The organism is Pseudomonas sp. Arb-4-2C, assembly GCF_055755015.1.
The window spans coordinates 886,241-903,665 of the sequence record NZ_CM146899.1; the positions used below are offsets into that span (position 1 = coordinate 886,241).

17 protein-coding genes are annotated in these 17,425 nt (G+C 59.5%); 15 read left to right on the top strand and 2 right to left on the bottom strand.

Annotated features, from left to right (window positions below):
- The first annotated feature begins 89 nt into the window (after positions 1 to 89).
- From AC0J41_RS03885 to ispD, 7 genes are all read left to right on the top strand, one after another.
- Positions 90 to 1,037, top strand: a complete 948-nt coding sequence (locus tag AC0J41_RS03885) for an acetyl-CoA carboxylase carboxyltransferase subunit alpha (RefSeq protein ID WP_025110876.1) — start codon at positions 90 to 92, stop codon at positions 1,035 to 1,037.
- Positions 1,038 to 1,183: 146 nt separating this feature from the next.
- A complete protein-coding gene (tilS, locus tag AC0J41_RS03890) occupies positions 1,184 to 2,500 on the top strand; it encodes a tRNA lysidine(34) synthetase TilS (RefSeq protein ID WP_473014612.1) in 1,317 nt (438 codons plus the stop codon).
- 274 nt (positions 2,501 to 2,774) lie between these two features.
- Positions 2,775 to 4,406 (top strand): CTP synthase, encoded by a 1,632-nt coding sequence (locus AC0J41_RS03895; protein WP_016985083.1) that lies wholly within the window; start codon positions 2,775 to 2,777, stop codon positions 4,404 to 4,406.
- Positions 4,407 to 4,412: 6 nt separating this feature from the next.
- Positions 4,413 to 5,258, top strand: coding sequence for a 3-deoxy-8-phosphooctulonate synthase (gene kdsA, locus AC0J41_RS03900; protein WP_025110874.1), 846 nt, complete (start codon positions 4,413 to 4,415; stop codon positions 5,256 to 5,258).
- A gap of 156 nt (positions 5,259 to 5,414) precedes the next feature.
- The gene (eno, locus tag AC0J41_RS03905; RefSeq protein WP_025110873.1) at positions 5,415 to 6,704 is read left to right on the top strand and encodes a phosphopyruvate hydratase; all 1,290 of its coding nucleotides are present in this window, start codon (positions 5,415 to 5,417) and stop codon (positions 6,702 to 6,704) included.
- Between the two features lie 329 nt (positions 6,705 to 7,033).
- Positions 7,034 to 7,312: a cell division protein FtsB gene (gene ftsB, locus AC0J41_RS03910; RefSeq protein WP_003222158.1), complete on the top strand. Its 279-nt coding sequence runs from the start codon at positions 7,034 to 7,036 to the stop codon at positions 7,310 to 7,312.
- Positions 7,309 to 8,016 (top strand): 2-C-methyl-D-erythritol 4-phosphate cytidylyltransferase, encoded by a 708-nt coding sequence (ispD, locus tag AC0J41_RS03915; RefSeq protein WP_025110872.1) that lies wholly within the window; start codon positions 7,309 to 7,311, stop codon positions 8,014 to 8,016. The genes ftsB and ispD overlap by 4 nt, the downstream gene beginning before the upstream one ends.
- Positions 8,017 to 8,180: 164 nt before the next feature.
- On the opposite strand, the gene AC0J41_RS03920 is transcribed toward ispD, so the two are convergent.
- On the bottom strand, positions 8,181 to 9,077 hold the full coding sequence (locus AC0J41_RS03920; protein WP_025110871.1) for a LysR family transcriptional regulator: 897 nt from the start codon (positions 9,075 to 9,077) through the stop codon (positions 8,181 to 8,183).
- A 117-nt stretch (positions 9,078 to 9,194) separates the two neighbouring features.
- On the opposite strand from AC0J41_RS03920, the gene AC0J41_RS03925 reads away from it, so the two are divergent.
- The 8 genes from AC0J41_RS03925 (at position 9,195) to rpoS (ending at position 16,412) form a co-directional block, all read left to right on the top strand.
- Complete coding sequence (locus AC0J41_RS03925; RefSeq protein WP_473014614.1) at positions 9,195 to 10,307, top strand: S-(hydroxymethyl)glutathione dehydrogenase/class III alcohol dehydrogenase; 1,113 nt, start codon at positions 9,195 to 9,197, stop codon at positions 10,305 to 10,307.
- A 65-nt stretch (positions 10,308 to 10,372) separates the two neighbouring features.
- The gene (fghA, locus tag AC0J41_RS03930; RefSeq protein WP_473014615.1) at positions 10,373 to 11,218 is read left to right on the top strand and encodes an S-formylglutathione hydrolase; all 846 of its coding nucleotides are present in this window, start codon (positions 10,373 to 10,375) and stop codon (positions 11,216 to 11,218) included.
- A 44-nt stretch (positions 11,219 to 11,262) separates the two neighbouring features.
- Positions 11,263 to 11,736, top strand: a complete 474-nt coding sequence (gene ispF, locus AC0J41_RS03935; RefSeq protein WP_025110868.1) for a 2-C-methyl-D-erythritol 2,4-cyclodiphosphate synthase — start codon at positions 11,263 to 11,265, stop codon at positions 11,734 to 11,736.
- On the top strand, positions 11,733 to 12,791 hold the full coding sequence (gene truD, locus AC0J41_RS03940) for a tRNA pseudouridine(13) synthase TruD (protein ID WP_025110867.1): 1,059 nt from the start codon (positions 11,733 to 11,735) through the stop codon (positions 12,789 to 12,791). Before ispF ends, truD begins: the two co-directional genes overlap by 4 nt.
- On the top strand, positions 12,779 to 13,528 hold the full coding sequence (surE, locus tag AC0J41_RS03945; protein WP_003222170.1) for a 5'/3'-nucleotidase SurE: 750 nt from the start codon (positions 12,779 to 12,781) through the stop codon (positions 13,526 to 13,528). Before truD ends, surE begins: the two co-directional genes overlap by 13 nt.
- Before the next feature lie 41 nt (positions 13,529 to 13,569).
- On the top strand, positions 13,570 to 14,205 hold the full coding sequence (locus AC0J41_RS03950; protein WP_177327338.1) for a protein-L-isoaspartate(D-aspartate) O-methyltransferase: 636 nt from the start codon (positions 13,570 to 13,572) through the stop codon (positions 14,203 to 14,205).
- A 212-nt stretch (positions 14,206 to 14,417) separates the two neighbouring features.
- Positions 14,418 to 15,299, top strand: a complete 882-nt coding sequence (locus AC0J41_RS03955; protein WP_473014616.1) for a peptidoglycan DD-metalloendopeptidase family protein — start codon at positions 14,418 to 14,420, stop codon at positions 15,297 to 15,299.
- Positions 15,300 to 15,404: 105 nt separating this feature from the next.
- A complete protein-coding gene (rpoS, locus tag AC0J41_RS03960; protein WP_473014617.1) occupies positions 15,405 to 16,412 on the top strand; it encodes an RNA polymerase sigma factor RpoS in 1,008 nt (335 codons plus the stop codon).
- A 532-nt stretch (positions 16,413 to 16,944) separates the two neighbouring features.
- Here rpoS and fdxA read toward each other — a convergent pair.
- Positions 16,945 to 17,268 (bottom strand): ferredoxin FdxA, encoded by a 324-nt coding sequence (gene fdxA, locus AC0J41_RS03965; RefSeq protein WP_473014618.1) that lies wholly within the window; start codon positions 17,266 to 17,268, stop codon positions 16,945 to 16,947.
- Positions 17,269 to 17,425: the final 157 nt, after the last annotated feature.

Sequence of the window (17,425 nt, forward strand, 5' to 3'; positions counted from 1 at the left end):
ACCTCAGCGCGCCTCTCCCTTAAGGTAGGGCGCGAATAGACAACCGGCCGGCCCAAGCTCACTTGGGACACGACCCAAGACGGACGCCTATGAACCCGAATTTTCTAGATTTCGAACAGCCGATCGCCGACCTGCAAGCCAAGATCGAAGAGTTGCGCTTGGTCGGTAATGACAATTCGCTGAATATCGGCGATGAGATCTCCCGCCTGCAGGACAAGAGCCGCACGCTGACCGAAGACATCTTCGGCAAGCTGACCAGCTGGCAGATCGCTCGCCTGGCGCGTCACCCGAAACGCCCGTACACCCTCGACTACATCGAGCACATCTTCACCGAGTTCGACGAACTGCACGGCGATCGTCACTTCTCTGACGACGCGGCAATCGTTGGTGGTATCGCCCGTCTGGAAGATCAGCCGGTGATGATCATCGGTCACCAGAAGGGCCGTGAAGTCCGTGAGAAGGTGCGCCGCAACTTCGGCATGCCGCGTCCGGAAGGCTATCGCAAGGCCTGCCGTCTGATGGAGATGGCCGAGCGTTTCAAAATGCCGATCCTGACCTTCATCGACACCCCGGGTGCATACCCTGGCATCGACGCCGAAGAGCGTAACCAGAGCGAAGCAATTGCCTGGAACCTGCGCGTGATGTCGCGCCTGAAAACCCCGATCATCGCCACCGTTATCGGTGAGGGTGGTTCTGGCGGCGCACTGGCCATCGGTGTCTGCGATCAGCTGAACATGCTGCAGTACTCGACCTACGCGGTGATTTCGCCGGAAGGTTGCGCTTCGATTCTGTGGAAAACCGCCGAGAAAGCGCCGGACGCTGCTGAAGCGATGGGCATTACTGCCGAGCGCCTGAAAGGCCTGGGCATCGTCGACAAGGTGATCGGCGAGCCATTGGGCGGCGCCCACCGTGATCCGGCCGCTGCCGCTGCCTCGATCCGCGCCGAGCTGAGCTCGCAACTGGCGATGCTGCAGAAGTTCGACAACGAAGCGCTGCTCAAGCGCCGTTACGATCGACTGATGAGCTACGGTCTCTAACCGAAACACGCAATACCCAATGTGGGAGCGGGCTTGCTCGCGAAAGCGGTATGACAGTCGACAGATGTGTTGAATGTTGAAACGCCTTCGCGAGCAAGCCCGCTCCCACATTTGATTTGGGCAAAGAGTGAGATAGAGGCCAGTCTGTGAGTGATCTGTCTTCCCGGCTTCTGCTGAACCTTGCAGCCTGGCGCAATGCCAGGACTTGGCGCGTGGCTTTCTCCGGTGGCCTGGACTCTACCGTCCTGCTGCATCTGCTTGCCAATCTCGCCCAACACCAACCCCTGCCGGCGCTGAGCGCTGTTCATATCCATCACGGCCTCCAGGCTGCGGCTGATGCGTGGCCGCAGCATTGTCAGTCGGTCTGCGATGTGCTGGGCGTTCCTTTGCAGGTCGTTCGGGTGACGGTGCAACCCGGTGCCAGTCTTGAGCGGGCGGCGCGGGAGGCGCGTTATGCGGCGTTCACCTCGCTGACCGAGGCGGGCGACGTGCTGCTGACCGGGCAGCACCGCGATGATCAGGCTGAAACCCTGTTGTTTCGCCTGATGCGCGGTGCCGGCGTTCGCGGACTCTCGGCGATGCCGGCGCAGCGACCGCTGGGGCAGGGCACGCTGGTGCGGCCATTGCTCGACGTCACGCGTGCGGAGCTTGAGGTGTACGCCCGGCGGCATCAGTTGCGCTGGATCGAAGACCCGTCAAACCAGGATCGGCAGTTCTCGCGTAATTACCTGCGCCATCAGGTCATGCCGGCGCTGACCGAACGCTGGCCGCAGGCGCAGGCGAGCATGGCCCGCAGCGCAGCGCATCTGCGTGAGGCGCAAGGTTTGCTCGATGAGCTGGCGCAGATCGATCTGGCACAAGCTGCTTTGCCGAATGAATTTCAATGGCTTGGCCTGCCGTCGCTGGCACTGGCGCCACTGACAACATTGTCCGCCGCTCGTCAGCGCAACGCGCTCAGCCATTGGCTCGCACCCCTGACCCGACTGCCGGACACAGACCACTGGTCGGGTTGGGCCACTCTTTGCGACGCGGCCAATGATGCTTCCCCCGTGTGGCGTCTGGCCGATGGCGAGCTGCATCGCAGCGCCGGCCGGATATGGTGGCTGAGTGGCGACTGGCTGCTCGCGCCAGCGGTCAGCGTTGAGTGGCCTGATCCGTCGACGCCGCTGCATTTGCCGAATAACGGGCGTGTCATGTTCAGCGGGCAGACTCCCGTCGGGCCGTTGCAGATTCGCTATCGGCAGGGCGGCGAAGTCATGCATCTGGCGGAGCGCGGCCACCGCGATCTCAAGCGCCTGCTCAATGAGCGCGCGGTCCCGGCCTTCGTCCGTGGCAGATTGCCGCTGCTGTTTTGCGGCGAAGAATTGCTCGCGGTGGCGAACCTGCCGGGTCTTGATGGCAATGTGCAGGACGGCTGGAAATTGCATTGGCAGGCAACAGACGAAGATCAAGGTTTGAGCTGAAAGGAGCATTCCGGTAGACTACGCTCCCTTCTTGATACAACTTCTGTGGATTCGCCTGAATTGCAGGAGTTGCCGATTACCAAGCAGTCTTTGCTGGGCGATTCCAAAAAATGTGTAGCGAGCAACGTACCGGTGTTTTATCTGCCGGTCTGTCCCAACGCGGCGGTTTTTTTGAAAGGTGCACTGTGATTAATGCAGGTGATCGGGGGCTTCGGCCTTCCTTCGCTTTCCCCGGCGGCTCGTACCGCTTTAACGCAGACTTCTAGGGTTTTTCATGACGCGCTACATATTCGTCACGGGCGGTGTTGTTTCTTCATTGGGGAAAGGCATTGCCTCGGCTTCATTGGCGGCCATCCTGGAGGCGCGGGGGCTTAAGGTCACCATGCTTAAGCTGGATCCGTACATCAACGTCGACCCGGGCACCATGAGCCCGTTCCAGCACGGTGAAGTGTTCGTCACCCACGACGGCGCCGAAACCGACCTGGACCTGGGCCACTACGAGCGGTTCATCCGCACGACCATGACCCAGAACAACAACTTCACCACTGGCCGTGTCTACGAACACGTGCTGCGCAAAGAGCGCCGTGGTGACTACCTGGGTGCAACCATCCAGGTGATTCCGCACATCACAGACGAAATCAAGCGCCGCATCATCAAGGGTGCTGGCGACGCTGACGTGGCCATGGTCGAAATCGGTGGCACCGTCGGTGACATCGAGTCGCAACCGTTCCTCGAAGCCATCCGTCAACTGCGTTTCGAAGTCGGCGCCAAGCGCGCGATGCTGATGCACCTGACGCTGGTTCCGTACATCGCCACCGCCGGCGAGACCAAGACCAAGCCGACTCAGCACTCGGTAAAAGAGCTGCGTTCGATCGGTCTGCAGCCAGACGTGCTGGTGTGCCGTTCCGATCACCCGATCGACGTCTCGTCGCGTCGCAAGATCGCGCAGTTCACCAACGTTGAAGAACGTGCGGTGATCGCGCTGGAAGACGCCGACACCATCTACAAGATCCCGGGCATCCTGCACTCGCAGGGTCTGGACGATTTTGTTGTCGAGCGTTTCGGTCTGCAGTGCGGCAGCGCCGATCTGTCCGAGTGGGAAGCTGTGGTTGACGCCAAGCTGAACCCGGAACACGAGGTGACCATCGCGATGGTCGGCAAGTACATGGAGCTGCTGGACGCTTACAAGTCGCTGATCGAAGCGATGAGTCACGCCGGCATCAGCAACCGTACCAAGGTCAACCTGCGCTACATCGATTCCGAAGACATCGAGAACCAGGGCACTGCGCTGCTCGAAGGTGTCGACGCGATCCTCGTACCGGGCGGTTTTGGTCTGCGTGGCGTTGAAGGCAAGATCACTGCCGTTCAATACGCTCGCGAAAACAAGGTTCCGTACCTGGGTATCTGCCTGGGCATGCAAGTGGCGGTCATCGAGTTCGCTCGTAACGTCATGGGCTGGAAAGACGCCAACTCCACCGAGTTCGATCGCGCCAGCGGTCACCCGGTCGTGGGTCTGATCACCGAGTGGGAAGACGCTACCGGCGCAGTTGAAGTGCGTACCGAATCCTCCGATCTGGGCGGCACCATGCGCCTGGGCGCTCAGGAATGCCTGCTTGAAGCCGGCTCCAAGGTGCACGATTGCTACGGCAAGGACGTGATTGTCGAGCGTCACCGTCATCGCTACGAAGTGAACAACAACCTGCTGCCACAAATCATCGAAGCCGGCCTGAAGATCTCCGGTCGCTCCGCTGACGCCGCGCTGGTTGAAGTGGTCGAAGCCGCGGATCATCCATGGTTCGTCGCTTGCCAGTTCCACCCTGAGTTCACCTCGACGCCACGTGACGGTCACCCGCTGTTCAGCGGTTTCGTCAAGGCAGCGTTGGCACAACACCAGAAGAAGGCGTAATCCCCGATGGCACAGAAGATCATCCGCGTTGGCAACATCGAGATCGCCAACGACAAGCCCATGGTGCTGTTCGGTGGCATGAACGTGCTGGAAAGCCGTGACATGGCCATGCAGGTTTGCGAAGAGTACGTGAAGGTCACCGAAAAGCTCGGCATCCCTTACGTGTTCAAGGCCAGTTTCGACAAGGCCAACCGATCTTCTGTGACCTCCTATCGCGGTCCTGGCCTGGAAGAGGGCATGCGCATCTTCCAGGACATCAAACAAGCCTTCGGCGTGCCGATCATCACCGACGTCCACGAGCCTGAGCAGGCCGCGGTCGTCGCTGAAGTCTGCGACATCATCCAGCTGCCGGCCTTCCTGTCGCGCCAGACCGATCTGGTCGTCGCGATGGCCAAGACCAACGCCGTGATCAACATCAAGAAAGCCCAGTTCCTCGCGCCTCAGGAAATGAAACACATCCTGAACAAGTGCGTGGAAGCGGGTAACGATCAATTGATCCTCTGCGAGCGTGGTTCGAGCTTCGGCTACAACAACCTCGTGGTGGACATGCTCGGCTTCGGCATCATGAAGCAGTTCGAGTACCCGGTATTCTTCGACGTGACCCACTCGCTGCAAATGCCTGGCGGTCGTTCCGACTCCGCCGGCGGTCGTCGCGCCCAGGTCACCGATCTGGCCAAGGCGGGCATGAGCCAGTCGCTGGCAGGTCTGTTCCTCGAAGCGCACCCGGACCCGGACAACGCCAAATGCGACGGCCCTTGCGCCTTGCGTCTGGACAAACTGGAGCCATTCCTGGCCCAGCTCAAAGCTTTGGACGAACTGGTGAAGAGTTTTCCGACGGTAGAAACCGCGTAAACCTCATTTCTCCGGTAAAGTACCGCACGATTTGTCGCACATGCCCTCGGGCATGTGCGTTGTCGTCTGCAAGCTGCCCGCTGCACACCACTTGCCGACGGTAAAAAGATTTCCTCTAGCTGCGTCGTTTTCGTCAACTTTGGAGTGTTTACAACAATGGCAAAAATCGTCGACATCAAAGGTCGTGAAGTCCTCGACTCCCGTGGCAATCCCACCGTGGAAGCGGACGTGCTTCTCGACAACGGCATCATCGGCAGTGCTTGCGCGCCGTCCGGTGCATCCACTGGCTCGCGTGAAGCGCTCGAGCTGCGTGATGGCGACAAGAGCCGTTACCTGGGCAAGGGCGTGCTCAAGGCGGTAGCCAACATCAACGGTCCGATCCGCGATCTGTTGCTGGGCACCGACCCAAGCGACCAGAAAGCCCTCGATCACGCGATGATCAAGCTCGACGGTACCGAAAACAAGGCAACCCTGGGTGCCAACGCTATCCTCGCCGTGTCCCTGGCTGCGGCCAAGGCTGCTGCACAGGATCAGGACCTGCCGCTGTACGCACACATCGCCAACCTGAACGGAACCCCGGGTGTGTACTCGATGCCGGTTCCGATGATGAACATCATCAACGGTGGCGAACACGCCGATAACAACGTCGACATCCAGGAATTCATGGTGCAGCCGGTTGGCGCCAAGTCTTTCTCGGAAGGTCTGCGCATGGGCACCGAGATTTTCCATCACCTGAAAGCTGTGTTGAAGGCCCGTGGCCTGAGCACCGCCGTTGGCGACGAAGGCGGTTTCGCACCGAACCTGGCGTCCAACGAAGACGCGCTGAAAGTGATCTCGGAAGCGGTGGCCAACGCCGGTTACAAGCTGGGCACTGACGTGACCCTGGCCCTGGACTGCGCGGCCAGCGAGTTCTTCGAAGACGGCAAGTACAACCTGTCCGGTGAAGGCCAGGTGTTCACCGCCGAAGGTTTCGCCGACTACCTCAAAGGCCTGACTGAACGTTATCCGATCATCTCGATCGAAGACGGTCTGGACGAGTCCGACTGGGCTGGCTGGAAGATCCTCACCGACAAGATCGGCGAGAAGACCCAACTGGTTGGCGACGACCTGTTCGTGACCAACACCAAGATCCTGAAAGAAGGCATCGATAAAAAGATCGCCAACTCGATCCTGATCAAGTTCAACCAGATCGGCACCCTGACCGAAACCCTGGAAGCCATCCAGATGGCCAAGGCTGCCGGTTACACCGCAGTGATCTCGCACCGTTCGGGCGAAACCGAAGATTCGACCATCGCCGACCTGGCTGTGGGCACTGCGGCTGGCCAGATCAAGACCGGTTCGCTGTGCCGTTCCGACCGCGTTTCCAAGTACAACCAGCTGCTGCGTATCGAAGAGCAGTTGAATGGCAAAGCCAAGTACAACGGTCGCAGCGAGTTCCGCGGCTGAGTAAGTGCCCTGCCTCACCCATACTGCTTCATTTTGGCGGCGCCTGTTACCGTCATGCTGCGTTGCCGCTCCTCGCCATAGCGCGCTATGACTCGTCGCGGCGCCTTGCTTGACGGCAACAGTCACTCGTCAAAAGTGAAGCGTATTGGTGAAGCAAGGCACTGATGGTAAAAAAGACACCGGATTGTGTCGGAAAAGTCGTGACAGCGATGGATTTGCCACTAATCTGATGCCTTATATGCACAAGCCTGGATCTTCCAGGCTTCGTGCTATCAGACGTTTCAAAGTTTTGGCATGGCTGTCTTTTTTCACTGGATACCTGATATTCGATGCGCAGTCCTTACTGGTTGTTTCTCGTTTTGCTCTTGCTGCTGGCCGGTCTGCAGTACCGCCTGTGGGTGGGCAATGGCAGTCTGGCGCAGGTTGCCGAGCTGAATCAGCAGATTGCTGATCAACACGCCGAGAACGAAGCCCTGCTGGAGCGCAACCGGGTGATGGACGCGGAAGTCAGCGAACTGAAGAAAGGCATGGAGACCGTTGAAGAACGGGCTCGCCATGAGCTGGGCATGGTCAAGGACGGTGAAACCCTTTACCAGTTGGCCCAATGATCGATTCCCTGCCGGCCTTCTGGGCCGTGATTCCTGCCGCGGGCGTCGGTGCCCGAATGGCCGCGGACCGTCCCAAGCAATACCTGCAACTGGGCGGACGCACAATTCTTGAACACAGCCTCGGCTGTTTTCTTGATCACCCGAGCCTCAAGGGCCTGGTGGTCAGTCTTGCTGTTGATGATCCTTATTGGCCAAACCTGGCGTGCGCCAGCGATTCGCGGATTCAGCGCGTCGAGGGCGCTTCGGAGCGTTCCGGGTCGGTGCTCAACGCCTTGTTGCATCTGCATGCGCAAGGGGCTGACGATGAGGATTGGGTGCTGGTGCACGATGCGGCACGGCCCAACCTGAGTCGCGACGATCTCGACAAACTGTTGGCTGAGCTGGCGCATGACCCGGTGGGTGGCCTGCTGGCAGTGCCGGCACGCGACACGCTTAAACGCATCGACAAGCACGGTCGTGTGGTCGAAACCGTCGATCGCAGCGTGATCTGGCAGGCCTACACGCCACAGATGTTCCGTCTCGGCGCGCTGCATCGGGCGTTGGCGGATAGCCTGGTGGCTGATGCGCTGATCACTGATGAAGCCTCGGCGATGGAGTGGGCCGGCCTGGCGCCACGCCTGATCGAAGGTCGGGCGGACAACCTCAAGGTCACCCGGCCTGAAGACCTCGAATGGCTGCGCCAGCGTTGGGCTAACCGCCGCTGAGTGCAGTGGCGCCTGTCAGATCGCTTTCGCGAGCAGGCTCGCTCCCACCTTTGAATGACGCCGAACACAAATTTGCATCCACTGAGGATCCACTGTGGGAGCGAGCCTGCTCGCGAAGGCGATGTTTCAGCCAACCAATGCTTTGCTGACACACCGATGACTGTTTAGCTCCGATATTCCGGCCGCTCGGCCAACCCTCCCTTCAAAAAGTCCACCAGCTTGCGCACCTTCGGCGACAGGTGCCGCTGCTGCGGATACAGCGCCCACACCGCCGTATTCGGCGGCTGATGCGCTTCCAGCAACGAAATCAACGCGCCACTGTGCAAATGCTCAAGCACGTAATAGTCCGGCAACTGGCATAACCCGACCCCTTGCAACGCTGCGTCCAGTACAGCTTGCCCACTGTTGCAGCGCCAGTTTCCCTGTACGCGCTGGGAAAATTCGCGCCCGTTCTGTTCCAGTTGCCACAAGTCCGAACTGCCGATCAGGCAATTGTGCCGGCTCAGTTCCGACAAACTGTGTGGGCGACCGTACCTTTCCAGGTAGGACGGTGACGCGCACAGGTACATGCGCCGTGGCGCCAGCCGCGTGGCGACCAGTCGCGAATCCTGCAGCCGACCCAAACGGATCGCCAGATCCAGCCCCTCATGCACCAGATCGAGCTGGCGATTGCTCAGTTCGATGTCGACGCGCAATTGCGGGTATTGCCCCATGAACCGCGTCACCAGCGGCACGATAAACCGCTCGCCGTACGCCACGGCACAGGTCATGCGCAACATGCCTTTCGGCTCGCTGGTCAGGTCGCCGACCGCGCGCAGGGCTTCTTCGCGACCGTCCTGCAGGCGTTGGCAATGCTGCAGAAAGGTCTGTCCGGCTTCGGTCAGGGTGACGCGGCGGGTACTGCGATAGAGCAGGCGTGTCTGCAAACGCTCTTCCAGCCGTACGATTTGTCGACTGATGTGCGAGGAAGAAACCCCAAGGCGTTCTGCGGCGGCGGTGAATTGGCTGCATTCGGCAACGGCAACGAATTCGTCGATACCTTCCCAGCGGTTTTCGGACATCGGGATTATCCCTGTGTGGCAATAATGTTTTGCTTTTGTCCGGATTATTCATCAGAACGCGCTGTACTACACTCGCGGTCTGGTTTTTTTATTCAATGGATTCACTGGAGAGTCAGCATGATCAAGTCGCGCGCCGCCGTTGCCTTCGAGGCCAAGAAGCCGCTGGAAATCGTAGAAGTCGATGTCGCCATGCCCAAGGCCGGTGAAGTGTTGCTGCGCGTGGTGGCCTCCGGGGTTTGCCACACTGACGCCTACACCCTGTCCGGTGCTGACCCGGAAGGTATCTTCCCGTCGATCCTCGGCCATGAAGGCGGCGCTATCGTTGAAGCCATCGGCGAGGGCGTGACCTCGGTCGCCGTTGGTGATCACGTGATTCCGCTCTACACCCCGGAATGCGGCCAGTGCAAATTCTGCAAGTCGGGCAAGACCAACCTGTGTCAGGCGATTCGCGCCACCCAGGGCAAAGGCCTGATGCCGGACGGCACTTCGCGTTTTTCCTACAAGGGCGAAACGATTTTCCACTACATGGGCACCTCGACCTTCTCCGAGTACACCGTGCTCCCGGAAATCTCCGTAGCGAAAATCTCCAAGGACGCGCCGCTGGAGAAGGTCTGCCTGCTCGGTTGCGGCGTGACCACCGGTATCGGTGCGGTGCTCAACACCGCCAAGGTCAAGCCAGGTGACACCGTGGCGATCTTCGGTCTGGGTGGCATCGGTCTGTCGGCCGTCATCGGTGCGGTGAAAGCCAAGGCTGCGCGGATCATTGCCATCGACATCAACCCGGCCAAGTTCGAAATCGCCAGACAACTGGGCGCTACCGATTGCGTCAATCCGAAGGATTTCGACCGTCCGATCCAAGAAGTAATCGTCGACATGACCGACGGCGGTGTCGACTTCTCCTTCGAATGCATCGGCAATGTGCAGCTTATGCGCGCAGCCCTTGAGTGCTGTCACAAGGGTTGGGGCGAGTCGGTGATCATCGGCGTGGCCGGTGCCGGCCAGGAAATCTCGACCCGCCCGTTCCAGTTGGTGACCGGTCGCGTCTGGCGCGGTTCGGCGTTCGGCGGCGTGCGTGGTCGTACCGAGTTGCCAAGCTACGTCGACATGGCCCAGAGCGGAGAGATCCCGCTGGATACGTTCATCACCCACACCATGGGCCTGGAAGATATCAACAAGGCATTCGACCTGATGCACGAAGGCAAGAGCATCCGTACCGTCATTCATTTCTGATCATTCGTGGTGCCACGGCTACAAGCGTTGAAAGCTTTTAGCCGTGACCGCGTAGGAGTCTTTACATGAGTCTGGAAAACATCTCCTGTCAGAAAAGTTTCGGGGGTTGGCACAAGCGCTATCGCCACCGCTCCGAGGTGCTCGGTTGTGACATGGTGTTTGCCGTGTACCTGCCGCCACAAGCGGAGCAGGGCGGTCAGTTGCCGGTGCTGTACTGGTTGTCGGGGCTGACCTGCACCGACGAGAACTTCATGCAGAAGGCCGGAGCGATGCGCATGGCGGCCGAACTTGGCCTGATCATCGTCGCGCCGGACACCAGTCCGCGTGGCCCGGATGTACCGGGTGACCCGGATGGCGCCTGGGATTTCGGCCTTGGCGCGGGGTTCTACCTGAATGCCACGCAGGAACCGTGGTCGCGGCACTATCGGATGCATGATTACGTTGTGCAGGAATTACCTGCGCTGGTTGAGGCGCATTTCCCGGCGTCGGACAAACGCAGTATCAGCGGCCACTCCATGGGCGGCCACGGTGCGTTGGTCTGTGCGCTGCGCAATCCGGGACGCTACCAGTCGGTGTCGGCATTTTCGCCGATCAACAATCCGATGGACTGCCCTTGGGGGCAGAAGGCGTTCTCCCGTTATCTGGGTGAAGACCGCTCCAAGTGGAAAGAATGGGATGCCTGCGCGCTGATTGCAGAGGCCGACGAGAAACTGCCGTTGTTGGTCGATCAGGGGGATCGCGATGATTTCCTTGAAAATCAGCTCAAACCCGAGGCTCTGCAACAAGCGGCAAAACAAGCGGGCCATGCGCTGACGTTGCGCCTGCAACCGGGCTACGACCACAGCTATTTTTTCATCTCAAGCTTCATTGACGACCACTTGCAGCATCACGCACGCGCCCTTCGGGCCTAATGCAGGTAGAATCACGCCCTGACAAAAATCGGGGCGTTTTTTTTATGCGTATTGGCCACGGCTACGATGTGCACCGTTTCGCTGAAGGCGATTTCATTACTCTGGGCGGCGTGCGCATTGCACATGGCTTCGGGCTGCTCGCTCACTCCGACGGTGACGTCCTGCTGCACGCCTTGAGCGATGCCTTGCTCGGTGCGGCTGCGTTGGGTGATATCGGCAAACACTTTCCGGACACCGACCCGCAATTCAAGGGCGCCGACAGCCGTGTGCTGCTGCGTCATGTGGTCGCGTTGATCCACGCCAAGGGCTGGAAAATCGGCAACGTCGACAACACCATCGTTGCCCAGGCGCCGAAAATGGCCCCGCATATCGAATCGATGCGCGCGTTGATCGCCGCCGATCTTCAAGTTGAGTTGGATCAAGTGAACGTGAAAGCTACCACCACCGAAAAGCTTGGCTTTGTCGGTCGCGAAGAAGGCATTGCCGTGCATTCCGTTGCCTTGTTGCTGCGCGCATGAACGAACTGCAACTGCTCGGCCCGCGCGCCTATGGCGAACCCCTCGGTACTGCAGTACTGAAAGCCATCGCCGAAGATTTTCAGGTCGATGAAGTGCTCGATATCCCGTTCAGCGGCGATGGCGAACATCTGTGGATCTGGGTGGAAAAACGCGGTCTGAACACCGAGGAAGCAGCGCGGCGGATTGCCAAGGCGGCTGGCGTGCCATTGCGCACCGTCAGCTATGCCGGGCTCAAGGATCGTCAGGCGCTGACCCGTCAGTGGTTCAGTGTGCAGCTGCCGGGCAAGGCTGATCCGGACCTGTCGGCGGCGGAAAACGACACGCTGAAGATCCTCAAGACCACGCGCCACAAACGCAAGCTGCAACGCGGTGCGCATTCGGCCAACGGCTTTACCTTGCGCTTGACCCAGTTTGCTGGCGACAAGGCGGCGATCGAACAGCGTCTACAACTGATCGCCAAGCAAGGCATTCCCAACTATTTCGGCGCCCAGCGTTTCGGCCATGACGGCGGCAACGTCGTTGATGCGCGTGCCTGGGCGGCGCGCAAGGCCTTGCCGGAGCAGCGCAATGTGCGCTCGCGTTTGCTGTCGACGGCGCGCAGTTTTCTGTTCAATCAAGTGCTGGCCGCGCGGGTTGCCGACGGCACCTGGCAGCAGGCGCAGGTGGGCGATCTGCTGGCGTTCACCGACAGTCGCAGTTTTTTTCCGGCCGGTGAGGCCGAATGCAGTGATCCGCGCCTGGCGATTCTCGATCTGCACCCGACCGGTCCGCAGTGGGGCGAAGGTGACTCGCCGACCGCAGGCGCTGTCCATGAACTGGAGCAGGGGATCGCCGAGCGTGAAGCGGATCTGCGCGATTGGTTGATCAATGCTGGAATGAGCCACGAACGACGCATCCTGCGGCTGCCCATTGGCGGGTTGTCGTGGCATTATCCCCAGCCTGACATTCTGCAACTGGAATTCGTCCTCCCGGCCGGATGCTTCGCCACCGTATTGGTGCGCGAACTCGTTGATCTGGTGCCGGTGGGGCAGACGGACAGCCCATGCGTATTCTGATTTCTAACGACGATGGGGTAACCGCACCCGGTCTCGCCGCGCTTTATGCTGCGCTGGCGGATTACACCGAATGCGTGGTTATCGCCCCGGAGCAGGACAAAAGCGGCGCCAGCAGTTCGCTGACGCTCGACCGTCCGTTGCACCCGCAATACCTGGCCAACGGTTTCATCAGTCTCAACGGTACGCCGACCGACTGCGTGCACCTGGGCCTCAACGGCCTGCTGGAGCGCGAGCCGGACATGGTGGTTTCCGGGATCAACCTCGGCGCCAACCTTGGCGATGACGTGCTGTATTCCGGCACCGTGGCGGCAGCCCTTGAAGGGCGCTTTCTCGAGCGCCCCTCGTTTGCCTTCTCGCTGTGTTCGCGGCAGGTGGACAATCTGGCGACAGCGGCACATTTCGCGCGCAAACTGGTCGAGGCCCACGCCGGGCTGGACCTGCCGCCGCGCACGGTGCTGAACGTGAACATCCCCAATCTGCCGATCGACCACATTCGTGGCATTCAGCTGACCCGTCTGGGCCATCGCGCCCGCGCGGCGGCACCGATGAAAGTGGTCGATCCGCGTGGCAAGGCCGGTTACTGGATTGCCGCTGCCGGGGATGCCGAAGATGGCGGCCCGGGCACTGACTTTCATGCGGTGATGCAGGGTTATGTGTCGATCACGCCATTGCAGCTCGATCGCACCTTCAACGATGCCTTCAGAAGTCTCGACGGCTGGCTGGAGGGACTGCGCTGATGGCTCGTGAACACGAAGACCGACTGCGCAGCGGCATCGGCATGACGTCGCAGCGCACGCGCGAACGTCTGATCCAGCGTCTTTATGAAGAAGGCCTGTCCAACGCCAAGGTGCTGGAGGTGATCCGCCGTACGCCGCGTCATCTGTTCGTCGATGAAGCGCTGGCGCACCGCGCCTACGAAGACACCGCGCTGCCGATCGGCCACAACCAGACCATTTCCCAGCCTTATATGGTGGCGCGCATGAGCGAGCTGCTGCTGGAGGCGGGGCCGCTGGACAAGGTGCTGGAGATCGGTACCGGTTCTGGTTATCAGACGGCGGTCCTGTCGCAACTGGTTGAGCGGGTATTCTCGGTCGAGCGCATCAAGGTCCTGCAGGACCGGGCCAAGGAGCGTCTGGTCGAACTGAACCTGCGCAACGTGGTATTCCGCTGGGGCGATGGCTGGGAAGGCTGGCCGGCACTGGCACCGTACAACGGCATCATCGTCACGGCGGTCGCGACCGATGTCCCGCAGGCGTTGCTCGATCAACTGGCGCCGGGTGGGCGGCTGGTGATTCCGGTCGGCTCGGGGGAAGTGCAGCAACTGATGCTGATCGTGCGTGAAGAACACGGCTTTTCCCGACACGTTCTGGGGGCTGTGCGCTTCGTGCCATTGCTCAATGGCCCGCTGGCCTGAGCATTTGTTTGTGAGCGCTGAATTCCTTGCGCTGGACTGGGTCTTACACCGGCAGTGAAGGTTTAAACGCAACCCATTGCCCACGGGCAAACGTGTGCGTGAAGCGTTTTCGCATCTTTAACGGTAAAGCCTGTGCGGCCCGTTATACTTGCGACACTACGTGCCGCAATACGGCATTCCACATATTTCAGCCACCACAAAGGGAGCGGCGGGTGAGTCTCACAGTCATTGCGCAGCGTATGGGTAACACGAGCTTTCAGCGCCTGGTGACTGGCCTTGTATTGAGCACCTTGCTGGTCGGTTGCTCCAGCACCAAATCGAGCAACGTGCGCGTGGTCGATCGCAACAGTGCGGCGGCCCAGCGTCCTGCCGTCACGACCGGGCAGTATGTAGTCCGTCCGGGCGATACGCTGTTTTCGATCGCTTTTCGCTACGGCTGGGACTACAAAGCCCTCGCCGCCCGGAACAATATTCCTACGCCGTATACGATCCATCCGGGTCAGACAATTCGCTTCGACGGCCGCACCGGTTCAACACCAACGGCTGTGGTGAGCAACAGCAGCACTTCGCCATCATCGTCGAGCAAAACCACGGTAATCCGGCGCCAGGCGAACGGCACGACTACCACCACGGTGACCGGCTCGGGGGCCGCTTCCGCGGGGGCTGCACCGTCCGTCGCAAGCAAACCGGCACCGGCTCCACTGCCTCCACCGGGGCCAGCCCCGACCGGCTGGGGATGGCCATCTAATGGCATTCTTATTGGAAAATTCTCTTCAAACGGTAGTTTGAATAAAGGAATTGATATCGCCGGAGATTTGGGACAGCCTGTTTTAGCTGCGTCTGATGGGACGGTGGTTTACGCCGGGAGTGGCTTAAGGGGCTACGGCGAATTAGTCATCATCAAACACAGCGAAACCTACGTCAGTGCCTACGGACATAACCGCAGGCTGTTGGTACGGGAGGGGCAGCAGGTCAAAGTCGGACAGACAATTGCCGAAATGGGGTCAACGGGTACAGACCGGGTGAAACTGCATTTTGAGATTCGCCGACAAGGTAAACCTGTAGATCCGCTGCAGTTCCTGCCCAGACGTTGATTTGAGGCCAGCCTGTTCCGTCGCGTAGAGGGGACAGGCTCCAGCGCTGCCAAGGATAAAGGCGTCGCTTGAGCTTGGGGTCGAACTCACCAAAGGACTATAACAATGGCTCTCAGTAAAGAAGTGCCGGAGTTTGACATCGACGATGAGGTTCTCCTTATGGAGGCCGGCATCGATTCGGATTCGATGTCGAATGATGAAGGGGCTGCTCCACCTTCCGTTCGTTCCAAATCCAAACACTCCGCTTCACTTAAACAACACAAGTACATCGACTACACGCGTGCACTCGATGCCACGCAGTTGTATCTCAACGAAATCGGCTTTTCTCCACTGCTCTCCCCCGAGGAAGAAGTTCATTTTGCGCGTCTGTCGCAAAGTGGCGATCCGGCGGGGCGCAAGCGCATGATTGAAAGTAATCTGCGGCTGGTCGTGAAGATCGCCCGGCGTTACGTCAATCGGGGGCTGTCGCTGCTGGATCTGATCGAAGAGGGCAACCTTGGATTGATCCGCGCGGTGGAAAAGTTCGATCCCGAGCGCGGCTTCCGCTTCTCGACCTACGCCACCTGGTGGATTCGTCAGACCATTGAGCGTGCGATCATGAATCAGACCCGGACCATCCGGTTGCCGATCCATGTGGTCAAGGAGCTCAACGTGTACCTGCGGGCTGCACGGGAGCTGACGCAAAAGCTCGATCACGAACCTTCACCCGAAGAAATCGCCAACCTGCTGGAAAAACCGGTGGGCGAGGTCAAGCGCATGCTTGGCCTGAACGAGCGGGTTTCTTCGGTCAACGTCTCGCTGGGTCCGGATTCGGATAAAACCCTGCTGGACACCCTGACGGATGACCGTCCGACCGATCCATGCGAACTGCTGCAGGATGACGACCTGTCGCAGAGCATCGATCAATGGCTCTCGGAATTGACCGACAAGCAGCGCGAGGTGGTCGTACGCCGCTTCGGTCTGCGCGGCCATGAGAGCAGCACGCTGGAAGATGTAGGCCTGGAGATCGGCCTGACCCGGGAACGGGTGCGGCAGATCCAGGTGGAAGGCCTCAAGCGCCTTCGCGAAATCCTCGAGAAGAATGGCCTGTCGAGCGAGTCGCTGTTTCAGTAAGCGCCTTTGATCGACCGCCAACAAAAAGCCCCGACTGGTTCGGGGCTTTTTGTTGTCTGCACCAGTACGGAGGGCGGTGTTCTGTGGCGAGGGGGCTGATTGCCGGACATACGGTTGGCATTTCCATCGTTTGTAGTCTTGCGGTGTAAGCCTTGGCTTACTCTTTCGTAAGTGTTCCCTATGTTTACAGGCCGGCAGACGTCGATTGCTCACGGTGCTGTTATTTAACTCATTGTTTTATATGTTTATTTTTTAATGTGAAGTGCTTATTACAGCGCTTTACGGCCATCGGGGTCGATTGATCCGGGCTGGGAACTCTTTAGTATCAGCACTGTGTCGACGGATAGACACGCCCTTCAAGGAAGAGGGGAATGGACATCGCAGGAAGCGATTCATCAGGACGATGAAAAGGAATACAGGGAATAGGGAAAAAATGTGGGCGGGTCAAACCGCCCCTTTTTTTTGCCCGTAGCAAAGCAAACGACAGAAAGCAAAAAGGCCCGCAAGGGGCCTTTTCAGAACGCGCGACAGATCAGCGTTCGAGGAATTTGATCTTGTTTTTGACGCCATCCCACTCTTCGGCATCCGGCAGCGATTCTTTCTTCTCGGTGATGTTCGGCCAGATTTCAGCCAATTCAACGTTCAGTTGAATGAACTCCTGCATCACTTCCGGAACTTCGTCCTCGGAGAAAATGGCCACGGCCGGGCATTCTGGTTCGCACAGGGCGCAGTCGATGCACTCATCCGGGTGAATCACCAGGAAGTTCGGGCCTTCGTAAAAGCAGTCCACCGGACACACTTCTACGCAGTCGGTGTACTTGCACTTGATGCAGTTGTCGGTGACGACGAAGGTCATTTCTAATTTTCTCCTCAGGCGGCGGCAGCGTTGCCCCTTCACGGTTGGGGTCGCCAGGTTCGGGAGCGATGTCTGCCAGCCAGGCTATTAGCCAGCAGCATCCCAAACCGCGCGAGATTCTAACAGCTTGAAGCCGTTTGCGTTATATCCGGTTCTT